This is a genomic window from Rhizobium sp. NLR16a, from assembly GCF_017948245.1.
Taxonomy (GTDB): domain Bacteria; phylum Pseudomonadota; class Alphaproteobacteria; order Rhizobiales; family Rhizobiaceae; genus Rhizobium.
This window is the reverse complement of record NZ_CP072865.1, coordinates 2,488,556-2,501,603: the sequence shown is the minus strand read 5'-3', so window position 1 is coordinate 2,501,603 and position 13,048 is coordinate 2,488,556. Positions and strand designations below refer to the sequence as shown.

Genomic DNA, 13,048 nt, shown 5'->3' with positions numbered 1-13,048 from the left:
AAAGCACGCGATGAGACGTGTCGTCATCACCGGTACCGGCATGGTATCACCCTTGGGATGCGGAACTGAGGTGGCGTGGTCGCGGCTGCTTGCCGGCCAGAACGGCGCTCGTCTGGTAACCGAATTCGAAGTCGACGACCTTCCCGCCAAGATCGCCTGCCGTATCCCGATCGGTGACGGTACCGACGGCACCTTCAGTGCCGATCAGTGGATGGAGCCGAAGGAGCAGCGCAAAGTCGATCCCTTCATCATCTTCGGCATGGCCGCCGCCGATATGGCGCTCGCCGATGCCGGGTGGCATCCCGAAACCGATGAGGATCAGATTGCCACCGGCGTGTTGATCGGCTCCGGCATCGGCGGCATCGAAGGCATCGTCGAGGCGGGTTACACCTTGCGTGACAAGGGCCCGCGCCGCATCTCCCCCTTCTTCATTCCCGGCCGCCTGATCAACCTCGTTTCCGGCCAGGTTTCAATCCGCCACAAGCTGCGCGGACCCAATCATTCGGTCGTCACCGCCTGCTCGACGGGCGCGCATGCGATCGGCGATGCCGCGCGGCTGATCGCGCTTGGTGACGCCGACGTCATGGTCGCCGGCGGCACGGAATCTCCCGTCAGCCGCATTTCGCTGGCGGGATTTGCCGCCTGCAAGGCGCTGTCGACCCAGCACAATGACGAGCCGCAGAAGGCTTCGCGCCCCTATGACCGCGATCGCGACGGCTTCGTCATGGGCGAGGGCGCCGGCATCGTCGTGCTCGAAGAGCTGGAGCATGCCACAGCCCGCGGCGCCAAGATCTACGCCGAGATCGTCGGCTACGGCCTATCGGGTGACGCCTATCACATTACCGCGCCTTCCGAAGACGGCGAGGGTGCCGGCCGCTGCATGGCGATGGCGCTGAAGCGCGCCGGGCTGACGCCGGCCGACATCGATTACATCAACGCCCACGGTACTTCGACCATGGCCGACACGATCGAGCTCGGCGCGGTCGAGCGCCTGGTCGGCAACGCGGCGTCGAAGATCTCCATGTCCTCGACCAAGTCGGCGACGGGACACCTTCTCGGTGCTGCCGGCGCGATCGAGGCGATCTTCGCGACACTTGCCATCCGTGACAATATCGCGCCGCCGACGCTCAATCTCGACAATCCCGAACGCGAAACGGCGATCGATCTTGTTCCGCACAAGGCGCGTGAGCGAGAAATCAATGTGGCGCTGTCCAACTCGTTCGGATTCGGTGGCACAAATGCATCGCTCGTGCTGCGCCGATACGCACAATAAGGGTACCGTCATAGCAGGCCGGGTGAAAGCACAACGACCGGCAGCGGCTTCGTTGAACGGCGGCAGAACCTGCTTTTGCCGCATTGCTTCGCGAAATAGCGGAATGAGGGCTGAGTTATAGAGGATTGCCGGTGAGCGATACGACGAACCAGAGCAACGACACCCAGGCGCAGAAGGGACCGATCATCCCGAAGTCGCCGAGCGAAGCCCTGCGTCCGGAACGTGTTCCGGAGCCGCCGAAACGCTCCAGGAACGCCCGCAGCCAGATCGTTCTTTTCCTGAACTTCATCATGACGATGACGGTGCTGGTCTGCGTCCTCGCCGTCATCGGCTTCTACTACGCGACCTCGACCTATCAGAGCCCGGGCCCGCTGCAGACCAACACCAATTTCATCGTCCGCAACGGTGCGGGTCTGGCGGAAATCGCCACGAACCTCGAGCGCAACGCGATCATCTCCGACGCCCGTATTTTCCGATATCTGACGGCGACTCATCTTTCCGCCGGCGAGAGCCTGAAGGCCGGCGAATATGAGATCAAGGCGAGAGCCTCCATGAGCGATATCATGGAGCTGCTGAAATCGGGCAAGTCCATCCTCTATTCGGTGTCCTTTCCGGAAGGCCTGACGGTCCGTCAGATGTTCGACCGCATGCTGCAGGATCCGGTCCTGGAGGGCGACCTGCCGGCCGCGTTGCCGGCAGAAGGCAGCCTGCGTCCGGACACCTACAAATTCTCGCGCGGCACCAAGCGCTCGGAAATCATCGAGCAAATGGCGGCTGCGCAGCAGAAGCTCGTCGATCAGATCTGGGATAAGCGCGACGCCTCGCTGCCGCTGCGATCAAAAGAGGAATTCGTGACCCTCGCTTCGATCGTCGAAAAGGAGACCGGTATTCCAGACGAACGTGCCCATGTCGCCTCCGTTTTCCTGAACCGGCTTGGCAAGGGCATGCGTCTGCAGTCGGATCCGACGATCATCTATGGGCTGTTCGGTGGGCAGGGAAAACCAGCCGACCGGCCGATCTACCAGTCGGACCTGAAGCGGGACACGCCTTACAATACCTATGTCATCAAGGGCCTGCCGCCGACGCCGATCGCCAATCCCGGCAAGGATGCGCTGGAAGCCGTTGCCAACCCTTGGAAGACCCAGGATCTCTATTTCGTCGCCGACGGCACCGGCGGCCACGTCTTTGCCGCGACGCTCGAGGAGCACAATGCCAACGTCAAGCGCTGGCGCAAGCTCGAGGCTGACAAGGGTTCGGATCCGAACATCGCCGTCGACGGCCAGCCGGAAGAGCAGCCGGGCGACAACGGCGCGACTGTCGTGCCGCCGAAGAAAAAGAAGATCAACTGACAGTTTTCGGGAGGCTCGGATGGCTTTGCAGTCCATGACCGGTTTTGCGCGGCGCGAGGGAACGAGCGGCCGCTGGCGCTGGGCATGGGAGCTGCGCTCGGTGAATGGCAAGGGTTTCGACCTGCGCCTGCGCCTGCCGCCCGGCCTCGAACGCATGGAGGCGGAGGTCCGCCGCCTTGCCGGCGAAACCTTCAGCCGCGGCAACCTGCAGGCATCCCTATCGGTCACTGCCGACGAGAACCGTTTCGAGGCGGTGCTGAACAAAGAGGCGCTCGCTGCCGTGCTTGCCATGCGCGAACAACTGGTTGACGTGATCGATCCTGCGCCGTTGAAGCTCGATACGCTGCTTCTCGTGCGCGGCATCGTGGAGTTCCGTGAAGGCGAGGATGGCGAGGAGGCGCTTGCCGCCCGTGACGCAGAAATTATTGCCGGCCTGCTCGCCGCGCTTTCCGATCTCAAGGCAATGCGCGCACAGGAAGGGGCGGCGCTTTCCCGCATCCTTCTCGATCACGTCGCGACGATCGAGGGTCTGACCCGGACGATCGAGATGGATTCCTCACGTTCGCCGGCTGAGATCGCGGCTAGGCTTGCGGCACAGGTCGCCTTGCTGATGGACGGCATGGCCGCCCTCGACCGTGACCGGCTTCACGCCGAGGCCGCTTTATTGGCGACGAAGGCGGATCTGCGCGAAGAAATCGATCGCCTGAAGGCACATATCGCCGCCGCGCGCGATCTCCTGGAGAAAGGCGGGCCTGCCGGGCGCCGGCTGGACTTCCTTGCACAGGAATTTAACCGAGAATCGAATACCATCTGCTCCAAGTCGAATGCCTCGGCGGTCACTGCCGCCGGCATCGAACTGAAAGTCGTGATCGACCAGTTCCGCGAGCAGGTCCAGAATTTGGAGTAGGACATGAAACCGGCGAAATCCTCGCCCGTACAGATCGCCCGTCGCGGTTTGATGCTTGTAATTTCGTCGCCATCCGGCGCCGGCAAGTCCACAATTGCGCGCACGCTTCTGGAGACCGACAAGCATATCGGCCTCTCCGTCAGCGTCACCACGCGCCAACGCCGCCCGAGCGAGGTCGAAGGCGTGCATTACCATTTTAAAAGCGTGCGCGAGTTCGAGCGGTTGCGCGATAGCGACGCACTGCTCGAATGGGCCGAAGTGCATGGCAATTTCTACGGTACGCCGCGCGAGCCGGTCGAGCAGGCCATGGCCGAAGGTCGCGATATGCTCTTCGATATCGATTGGCAGGGCGCCCAGCAGTTACAGGAGAAGATGTCGGCCGACGTCGTCTCGATCTTCGTGCTGCCGCCGACCATGACGGAGCTCCAGTCGCGACTGCATCGCCGTGCCGAGGATTCCGAGGCGGTCATTCAGACGCGTCTGGCCAACAGCCGCGCCGAGATTGCCCACTGGCGCGAATATGATTATGTCATCGTCAATGACGATCTCAACACCGCCTTCGACGCCGTCCAGTCGATCGTCAAGGCCGAACGCCTGCGCCGTGACCGCCGCCACGGCATGTTCGATTTCGTCCGCGAATTGCTGGAAGAGACGCCGTCGCTCTAGCGAGCCGATTGCGCGAGTTCGTGTCCTGATGCGGCGCTCGCCGGTGACAGCCAGGTCGACACTGGAATTCGCTGACATCAGGTTTGAGACAGCATCGCGCCAGGTCACCTACCACGGCATTGAAATGGCGCGCTCGCTACCTCGGAAAATTCGCTGGGCGCGCCTGCCCCCTCAGAAGGGATAGTGCTGGGCAGAATCCTCCACCGTGATCCAGCGTAGGTCGGTGAATTCGGCAATCGCTGCCTTGCCGCCGAAGCGGCCGTAGCCGCTGCCCTTGACGCCGCCGAAGGGCATTTGCGCTTCATCGTGCAGCGTCGGGCCGTTGATGTGGCAGATACCGGATTCGATGCGGGCTGCAACCGCCATCGCCCGCTGGATGTTGCGGCTGAAGACGGCGGATGACAGGCCGTATTCTGTGTCGTTGGCGATGCGGATTGCTTCCTCCTCGCCGGCGACGCGAATGATCGGCTTGACCGGGCCGAAGGATTCCTCCGCATAGACGCGCATGTCGGGGGTGACGTGATCGAGCAGCGTCGCCTCGACCACGGTGCCGGAGCGCTTGCCGCCGGCCACGAGTTTTGCGCCCTTGGCGGTGGCATCGGTGATCAGCTCCTCCATTTTCCTGGCGACGTCGAGGCTGATCAGTGAACCGAGAACGACATGGCCGCGCGGGTCGCCGGCCGGCAGCTGGCTGGCGCGGGCGACCAGTTTGGCGACGAACTGATCGGCGATCGCCGTGTCGACGATGATCCGCTCGGTCGACATGCAGATCTGGCCCTGATGCATGAAGGCGCCGAAGATCGCGGCATTGACGGCGCCGTCGATATCGGCGTCGTCGAGAATGACCAGCGGCGCCTTGCCGCCGAGCTCGAGCAAGGCGGGCTTGAGATATTTGCCGCAGGTCTCGGCAATGATCCTGCCGACCTTGGTCGAGCCGGTGAAGTTGACGCGCCTGACGGCCGGATGGGCGATCAGTGCGTTGACGATCTCAGGCGCATCCTCCGGCGCATTGGTCAGAACATTGATGACGCCGGCCGGCAGGCCGGCTTCGGTCAGCGCCGTGGCGATCAGCCGGTGCGTGCCCGGGCATTGTTCGGATGCCTTGAGGATGACGGTGTTGCCGCAGGCGATCGGCATGGCGATGGCGCGGGTGGCGAGGATGACGGGCGCATTCCACGGCGCGATTGCGAGGCACACGCCGGCCGCCTGGCGAACGCCCATGGAAAGCGATCCGGGTTTGTCGGACGGGATGATTTCGCCTGAAATTTGCGTCGTCATGGCGCCCGCCTCGCGCAGAATGTTGGCGGCGAGCATGACGTTGAAGCCGGCCCAGGGCGCGGTGGCGCCGGTTTCCTCGATCATCAGCCGGGTAAATTCGGCCGCTTTCGAATCCATGATGTCGGCGGCCTTCATCAGGATGGCGCGGCGCTGGCCGGGCCCGGTCTTCGACCAGGCGCCGAAGGCGGCGGAAGCGGCGTCGACGGCCGCAGCGACATCCTCGAGGCTCGCGGCGGCCGCGCGGCTCGCAAGCTTTTCGGTGAAGGGGTCGATCCGGTCATAGGTCCGGCCGCTGGTGGCGGCCCGGTCGGCGCCGTTTATGAGCAGGGAAATATTCATCGTGTGTCTCCTTGAGAAAGAACTAGAAGCCGAGAACCTCGGCATTGATCGATGCTTCGAGGCCGCCGTCGGCGGCAAGATTGGCGCCATTGATCCAGCGTCCGCCATCCGAGCAGAGGAAGAGCACGGCGGGCGCGATATCGGCTGATGTGCCGGCGCGGCCGACGCGGGTGATGTCGCTGTCGACCCTGGCGTCGCCGAGCACGGCGCGGAACTGCTTGAGGATCGGCGTTTCCACCGGCCCGGGGCTCACCGCATTGACGCGGATGCCGCGGTTCTTGAACAGGGGCTGGTGGGCGGCGCGCATGGTCCAGAGCAGCAGCAGCTCCTTGGAGAGCGGATAACCCTGCTCGTCCTTGAGGCCATGTTCGGCGGCAACGGCCGCCACATCTGGAAAGCCTTCGATCGAGGTCAGCGATTTGGCCCGCTCGAGATTGGCGCGCCAGCCGTAACCGGCGATCGAGGCGACGTTGACGATGGCGCCGCCTTCGCGCAGGCGGGGTGCCACGGCTTCCGACAGGGCGCGCAGCCCGTAGAAATTGACGGCGAGCGTCGAGACGACGCCGGTATTGCCGGAAAGGCCGGCGACATTGGCGAGCGCATCGAGACGCGACGGCAGCTGCGCGACAATCTCGGCAACGCCCGATGGCGTGGAGAGATCGCCTTTGATGAAGGCGGCACTTGCATTTGCCGGTTCGCGCACATCGACGCCGATGACCTCGGCGCCCATCTGGCCGGCCAGTTCCGCCGTCCGGGCGCCGATGCCGGAGGCGACGCCGGTCACCAGGATTGTTTTACCAAAAAGCATGGATTTCACCTTTCGCAAGAAAACGGGAAGCAGGTAGGTTCATTCTTCCCATTTGATTTTCGTCGGCCCGGGCAGTTTCAGCCGGTAGCCGACGGGCAGAAGCTGGAAATCGAAGCGGCGCTCGACTTCGCCCCAAAGGCCGCGCGGCAGATAGAGCGAGAAGATCAGCGCGGTGGCGCCAAGCCCGATCAGATACCAGACGCCGGCGCTGCCGAAGAAAGTCTCGATGACGAAGAACAGGATGGCGCCGAGGATCGCGCCCTCGAACCTGCCGATCCCGCCGACCAGCACCATGAAGATCATGTAGGCCGTCCACTGGACGCTGAAATAGGTTTTCGGCTGGAAGGTCGTGGCGGTCGCCAGCCACAAGCCGCCGGCGATGGCGATGCCGAAGGCGGCGAGTACGAAGAGCAGCCGCTTGGTGGCGGTCACCCGCACGCCGACCGAGGCCGCCGCCTCCTCATTGTCGCGGGTCGCCTGCATCGCCGCACCCGCGCGGCTGCGCATCAGCATGAAGAGCGCGCCGAGCAAGGCAGCCATGGACGTGAGGGCAAGCCAATAGATCGCCGCCCGCCGCGTGCCGCTGTCATAGACGTTGAGCGAAATCAGCGAGGTTCCCGTTTCCCCCTGGATCAGCCGGTCGAGATTGACGAGCAGATGCGCGAGTTCGGCCACGACCCACATGCCGATCGCAAACTCGCCGCCCTTCAGCCGCAGCATGAACAGCGAAAGCGGGATCGACAGCGCGCCGATCACGATCGCCGCGGCAAAGACCGAGACGAAGGGATCGAGCCCCGCATCGGCGAGCCGAATGGTGAAATAGGCGCCGAGGCCGAAAAACACCTGCTGGCCGACCGAGACCAGCCCGCCGAAACCGGCAAGCGCATTCCACATGGCGGCCAGGATCACATAGATGAACAGGGCGGTCATCCGGTCGATCGCACCGGCACCAAGCACGGCGGGGGCGAGGATCAGCAGCGCAAACACCGCGGCCATGGAGCCAAGCGCCACCCGCGACGAGGTCGTCCAGCGCTCGATCGATATTCCGTTGGCGACGAATGTCATGTCGGGCTCCGATGGCGTGCGCGAGGGTTGAGGAGGGCGCGGGGTTTCAGAAGCGCTGCGATCTTGTCGAGAACCAGCGGGCGGGAGCGGGACAGCCGGATGAAAAGCACCAGCAGGAACACGGCATGGCCGCCGATCAGGAAGCCCTGGGGATGCAATTGCGCGCCGAGCGATTGGGCAAGGCCGAGGACGATGCCGCCGGCAAGCGTGCCCCAGAGCGATCCCGCTCCGCCGATGACCGCGGCCTCGAAGGCAAAGAGCAGCTGCGGGCCGCCGGCATAGGGACTGAAGGTCGCCCGCATGCCGAGAAAGGCGCCGGCGATGCCGATCGTGACCATGGTAATGGCGGTGGCGACCGCATTCACCCTGCGCGCATCGATGCCGACGAGCCCTGCCGTATCGGGATCTTCGGCGGTGGCGCGAATGGCGCGGCCGAGCGCAAAGCGGCCGAGGAAGAACTGCAGCCCGCCGAGAATGAGGATCGCCGTAACCATCATCATCACGGCAAGCTCGCCGACGAAGATGTGGCCGGGCAGCTGCCAGGATGCGTAGGAGAGATTACCGATGAAGGGCGCGAGCGAGCGTGTGTCGGCGCCGAACTGTTCGAACAGCAGATTGTCGATGACGATCGACAGGCCGAAGGTCGTGAGAATCGGCAGCAGCGCGCCGCCGCGGGCGCTGCGTTCGAGGATGAAGCGCTGCAGCAGCCAACCGATCACCGCCATGACGGGCAGCACGATCAGCAGGCCGGCAAAAGGCGGGATGCCGGCTTTGGCGGCGAGCAGCCACAGCCCGTAGGCGGCGGCGACCGCCAGGCTGCCATGGGCGAGATTGATGATCCGCATGACGGAGAACATGAAGGACAGGCCGCAGGCGATGACGGCGTAATAACCGCCGAGCAGGAGGCCCTGGATCAGGGTGTTGATCATGATGCGCTCCTTTCGCCGGCTGTCCGGTGCAGTCCGAAATAGGCCTTGGTGACTTCGTCGCGGGTGACGGCGGCTGCCGGCCTGTCGAGCACGATGCGGCCTTCCAGCATGCAGATGACCCGGCCGGCGACCCTCATGGCGCGGCCAAGATCCTGCTCGACCAGCACGATCGTTGTTCCCGAAGTCAGGAGCGCCTGCAGCTGGGTATAGACGCGGTCAACGACGAGAGGCGAAAGCCCTAGCGAGACCTCGTCCAAGAGAAGAATATCGGGATTGCTCATCAGCGCCCGGCCGATGGCGGTCGCCTGCTGCTCCCCGCCGGAGAGGTGCCCGGTCTTGGCGTGCCGGCGGGGTTTCAGGTTCGGAAAAGCGTCGAGCACACGGTCGATGTTCCACTCGCCCTTGCGCCCGCAGCTCTTGCCGAGAAGCAGGTTCTCTTCGACGGTCATCTGCGCAAACAGGCGCCGGCCTTCCGGGACCAGGGCGATGCCCTTGGCGATCCGCTTGTGGGAGGGGACTGCAGCCAGGTCTTCATCGCCGAGAAGAACGCGGCCGGCGGCGGGCAGGTGGGCGCCGGCGATCGATCTCAGCAGCGTCGTCTTGCCGGCGCCATTGGCGCCGACCAGCGCCAGCACCTCGCCCTTGGCCAGGTCGAAACTGACCCCGCGCACCGCCTGCAGCAGGCCGTGGCGGACGTCGAGATTGTCGATGGAAAGCAGGCTCATGCGGGCGCCCCTCCAAGATAGGCCTTGACCACTTCCGCATCGCTCATGACAGTCTTCGGTTCGCCGTCGGCGATGATCCGGCCGGCATCCATGCAGATCAGCCGTTCCGCCACCTGCAGCAGGATATGGACGATATGCTCGATCCAGACGATGCCGATGCCACGGCGGCGCAATTCCAGGATGGTTTCGACGAGTTCGCTCGCCTCGCCATCGGTCAGGCCGCCGCCGATCTCGTCGAGCAACAGCAGCCTCGGCTGCGTGGCGAGCGCACGGGCAAGCTCCAGGCGTTTGCGGTCGAGCAGGCCGAGCGTGTCGGCGGAACGGTTAGCCACGCCGAGCATGCCGCAGAGCGACAGCGAATCCACCACACGCTCATAGGCCTCGTCCCGGCTTGCCGCATTGCCGTGCGAGGCGGCGACGAAGACATTTTCGAAGGTGGTCATGCCGCCAAAGGGCTTGGGAATCTGATGCGTCCGCACGAGCCCGGAACGGCAGCGCTCCGCCGCCGTCCGGTTGGTGACGTCGGCGCCGTCGAAGACGACGGTTCCCGCACTCGGCGGGGAGGCGCCGGCGAGCACGCTGAGCAACGTCGTCTTGCCCGCGCCGTTCGGCCCGACGATGCCGACCGCCTCGCCGTCGCCCATGGAGAAATCCAGGTTCTCCAGCACGACAAGCGCGCCGAACCGCTTGTGGATCCCCTTGGCCGAGAGAAAAGCTTCCCCCGGCCGTCTTTGCGCTTCTTGCCTCTGCACTGCTGTTATCCGTTGTAGGCGGTCAGCTTGGCGCCGACCGGGACATTGGGATCGGTGGCGTTTTCGGTGACGACGTAGTCGAGCGCGAATTTCGAGCCCTCCGGCGCCTTCACCCACTGCGTACCGATGATCGGCCCGGGAGAAACATTGGCGACGGGACCGCTAGTGAAGTCGACCTTGCCGGCGATCGTCGTGGTTTTCAGCGTGGCGAGCGCCTTGGCGACCGCCTCCTTGCTCTTGACGTCGGTGCTCGCCTTCAGCGCATCGAAGCCGGCATCGAGCAGCGCCAGGCTGGCGCCGAGCTGCTGCGTCCACTGCTTGCCGCTGGCCGTTTCATAGCCGTCGGCAAGTTTGGTTCCGGAGACGCCGGTCAGCGTCGATTTGTAAGGGAAGGCCTTGTGCCAGTAGGCGGCGCTGCCGATGTTGAGGCCGAGATCGCCGAGCGCCTCGATGTCGGATGGAAAGAGGCCGGTTTTCGCGACCTGGCAGATCTTGATCTGCTGGGTCAGGCCCTGCTGTGCCGCCTGACGCCAGAAGGCGGCGAAATCGGGCGGGATCGGAAAGGAGTTGAAGATCTCCACACCCTCCTGCCGGAAGAGAGCGATCTGCGCCGAAAAATCGGTGGTTCCGGTTTCATAGGCGCCTGGGTCGACAATGGTGAAGCCCGCCTTGGCAAGTGCCGGAGCCAGATGGGCGCGGATCGCATTGCCGTCGGCATCGTTCGGATACATGACGCCGACCTTCTTGTTGGTCTCGATCAGGCTCCACTGCGAGACATAGGCCTTGTGGAACTCTTCGACGCCGAAGCCGAAATGATAGGTCCATTTGAAGGGCGAGGGCGCGCCGGGCTTGGCGCCGCGGCCGAAATACCAGGCTTCCCAGGGCATGACCGTGGAAAGGCAGGGAATGCCTGCCGCCTCGCAGGCATCGGCCACCGGATTGATGGTTTCGGGCGTCGAGACGGCGAGCATCAGGTCGATCGCCTCATTGTTGATCAGGTCTTTCGCCAGTTGCCCGGCGCGGGAGGGATCTGACTGGGTGTCCTGGTCGAGTATCTCCACCTTCCAGGTCTTGCCGCCCGCCTGCAGGCCGTTCGCCAGCGCCTTGCGCGCCAGTTCCAGCACATAGCCGTCGGTCTCGCCGAAGCCGCCGAGAGGGCCGGTGCGCGGGCTGATGAAGCCGACCTTCAGCGTACCGCCTTGGGCAAAAGCCGTGCGGCCGGAAAGCGCCAGCGCCGCACCGCCTGCGGCAGCCGATGCGATGAAAGAGCGGCGGGTGAGAGTTGCCGCGTTGAGTTTGCCGTTGCGGAAAATGCCGTTCATGAAATCGTTCCTCCTCCTGATGCGGGCCTCCCAGCCCGTTCCCTGTGTTCATCCCGATCTGAAGTCAGATCGGGTAGTGTCGTTTTCCCGATGCCATGGTGATCCATCTGAGCTCGGTGAATTCATCGATTGCGGCCTTGCCGCCGAAGCGGCCGTAGCCGCTTGATTTGACGCCCCCGAACGGCATTTGCGGCTCGTCGGAAACCGTGGCCTCGTTGATGTGGCAGATGCCGGATTCAAGCCGCATGGCAACAGCCATCGCCGCATTGATGTCGGCGCTGAAAACCGCCGCCGAGAGCCCGTATTCATTGTCGTTGGCAACCGTCACCGCCTCGTCGACGCTGCCGACCCGGACGATCGCCGCGACCGGCCCAAAACTTTCCTCGCGGTAGATGCGCATGGCAGGCGTCACGTGATCGATGACGGTCGCATCCATCAGCGTGCCGTTGGGCCGGCCGCCGCAGACGAGCGCCGCGCCCTTCTGCATGGCATCCTCAACGAGCGACTTCACGCGGCGCGCCGCTTCGGCGTTGATCAGCGTGCCGAGCGGCGTATTGCCGTCCCCGGGATGGCCCGCGACGAGGGTCTCGGCCTTCGCCCGGAATTTGCCGACGAAATTATCGGCGATCTCGTCCATCAGGATGATCCGCTCTGTGGACATGCAGATCTGGCCCTGGTTCATGAAGGCGCCGAAGGCGGCGGCACCCACTGCCTCGTCGATATCGGCGTCGGCAAGAACGATGAATGGTGCCTTGCCGCCGAGTTCGAGCAGGCAGCGCTTCAGATGCCGTGCCGCGCTTTCCGCGATGATCCTGCCGACACGGGTGGAGCCGGTGAAGTTGATGCGGCGCACAGCCGGATGGGCGATCAGGGCATCAACGACGGCGGCGGCATCGCTCGGCGCATTGGAGACGACGTTGACGACGCCGCGGGGAAAGCCGGCGTCGCGGAGGATGTCGCCGATCAGGCCGTGGGTCTTCGGGCAGAGTTCGGAGGCTTTCAGGATGACAGTGTTGCCACAGGCAAGCGGCATGGCGACGGCGCGGGTGCCGAGAATAATGGGCGCGTTCCAGGGCGCGATGCCGACGCAGACGCCGGCCGGCTGGCGCACCGCCATGGCAAGGTTTCCGGGAATGCCCGATGGAATGAGTTCACCCGAAATTTGCGTGGTCATCGCCGCCGCCTCGCGGAAAATATCGGCGCCGAGCCGGCAATTGATCGCCGCCCATTGCCTCGTGGCGCCGGTTTCGCCGGTCATGGCGGCAATCAGTTCCGGCGAACGGGCATCGAGAAGTTCGGCGGCGGCGTTGAGCAGTCTGCGCCGTTCGCCCGGGCCGGTCTGCGACCAATCGGGAAAGGCGGCAGCGGCGGCATTGGCAGCCCGCCTCATGTCGGCGACGGATCCTGCCGAAGCGATCGTCGCGACGTCGCCGGTCAGCGGATCGATGCGTTCGAAGGTGGCCCCCTCGGACGCATCCATTGCCTCGTTGTTGATCATCAGCTTTGCCGAAAACACGGTTTCACCCATTCGTCACATGCTGGCGCCAAGTGCTGACGCCTGCATTATTGCCACGGGAAAAGACGAGCGGACGCGACGGCCTAGAGGCCGCTTAAGCGTTCGTGCGTCTGATGAAA

12 protein-coding genes are annotated in these 13,048 nt (G+C 64.3%); 4 read left to right on the top strand and 8 right to left on the bottom strand.

The window, feature by feature from the left end; genetic code table 11:
* Nucleotides 1-10: 10 nt before the first annotated feature.
* The 4 genes from fabF (at nucleotide 11) to gmk (ending at nucleotide 4,195) form a co-directional block, all read left to right on the top strand.
* Nucleotides 11-1,273 carry a beta-ketoacyl-ACP synthase II gene (gene fabF / locus J7U39_RS12245; protein WP_210628435.1) on the top strand — a complete coding sequence of 421 codons (1,263 nt, stop codon included), beginning with the start codon at nucleotides 11-13 and terminating at the stop codon, nucleotides 1,271-1,273.
* 131 nt (nucleotides 1,274-1,404) lie between these two features.
* Nucleotides 1,405-2,622 (top strand): endolytic transglycosylase MltG, encoded by a 1,218-nt coding sequence (gene mltG / locus J7U39_RS12240; protein WP_210628434.1) that lies wholly within the window; start codon nucleotides 1,405-1,407, stop codon nucleotides 2,620-2,622.
* A 19-nt stretch (nucleotides 2,623-2,641) separates the two neighbouring features.
* Complete coding sequence (locus J7U39_RS12235; RefSeq protein WP_210628433.1) at nucleotides 2,642-3,529, top strand: YicC/YloC family endoribonuclease; 888 nt, start codon at nucleotides 2,642-2,644, stop codon at nucleotides 3,527-3,529.
* A 3-nt stretch (nucleotides 3,530-3,532) separates the two neighbouring features.
* A complete protein-coding gene (gene gmk, locus J7U39_RS12230) occupies nucleotides 3,533-4,195 on the top strand; it encodes a guanylate kinase (protein WP_210628432.1) in 663 nt (220 codons plus the stop codon).
* 171 nt (nucleotides 4,196-4,366) lie between these two features.
* On the opposite strand, the gene J7U39_RS12225 is transcribed toward gmk, so the two are convergent.
* From J7U39_RS12225 to J7U39_RS12190, 8 genes are all read right to left on the bottom strand, one after another.
* Nucleotides 4,367-5,812 (bottom strand): aldehyde dehydrogenase, encoded by a 1,446-nt coding sequence (locus tag J7U39_RS12225; RefSeq protein ID WP_210628431.1) that lies wholly within the window; start codon nucleotides 5,810-5,812, stop codon nucleotides 4,367-4,369.
* Nucleotides 5,813-5,834: 22 nt separating this feature from the next.
* Nucleotides 5,835-6,620 carry a coniferyl-alcohol dehydrogenase gene (locus J7U39_RS12220; RefSeq protein WP_210628430.1) on the bottom strand — a complete coding sequence of 262 codons (786 nt, stop codon included), beginning with the start codon at nucleotides 6,618-6,620 and terminating at the stop codon, nucleotides 5,835-5,837.
* 39 nt (nucleotides 6,621-6,659) lie between these two features.
* Nucleotides 6,660-7,685 (bottom strand): branched-chain amino acid ABC transporter permease, encoded by a 1,026-nt coding sequence (locus J7U39_RS12215; RefSeq protein ID WP_210628429.1) that lies wholly within the window; start codon nucleotides 7,683-7,685, stop codon nucleotides 6,660-6,662.
* The gene (locus J7U39_RS12210) at nucleotides 7,682-8,614 is read right to left on the bottom strand and encodes a branched-chain amino acid ABC transporter permease (RefSeq protein WP_210628428.1); all 933 of its coding nucleotides are present in this window, start codon (nucleotides 8,612-8,614) and stop codon (nucleotides 7,682-7,684) included. Before J7U39_RS12210 ends, J7U39_RS12215 begins: the two co-directional genes overlap by 4 nt.
* Nucleotides 8,611-9,339 carry an ABC transporter ATP-binding protein gene (locus J7U39_RS12205; protein WP_210628427.1) on the bottom strand — a complete coding sequence of 243 codons (729 nt, stop codon included), beginning with the start codon at nucleotides 9,337-9,339 and terminating at the stop codon, nucleotides 8,611-8,613. The genes J7U39_RS12210 and J7U39_RS12205 overlap by 4 nt, the downstream gene beginning before the upstream one ends.
* Nucleotides 9,336-10,091 (bottom strand): ABC transporter ATP-binding protein, encoded by a 756-nt coding sequence (locus J7U39_RS12200; RefSeq protein WP_210628426.1) that lies wholly within the window; start codon nucleotides 10,089-10,091, stop codon nucleotides 9,336-9,338. The genes J7U39_RS12205 and J7U39_RS12200 overlap by 4 nt, the downstream gene beginning before the upstream one ends.
* 5 nt (nucleotides 10,092-10,096) lie before the next feature.
* Nucleotides 10,097-11,413, bottom strand: a complete 1,317-nt coding sequence (locus J7U39_RS12195; protein WP_210628425.1) for an ABC transporter substrate-binding protein — start codon at nucleotides 11,411-11,413, stop codon at nucleotides 10,097-10,099.
* 64 nt (nucleotides 11,414-11,477) lie between these two features.
* A complete protein-coding gene (locus J7U39_RS12190; protein WP_210628424.1) occupies nucleotides 11,478-12,941 on the bottom strand; it encodes an aldehyde dehydrogenase in 1,464 nt (487 codons plus the stop codon).
* Between the last annotated feature and the right edge of the window lie 107 nt (nucleotides 12,942-13,048).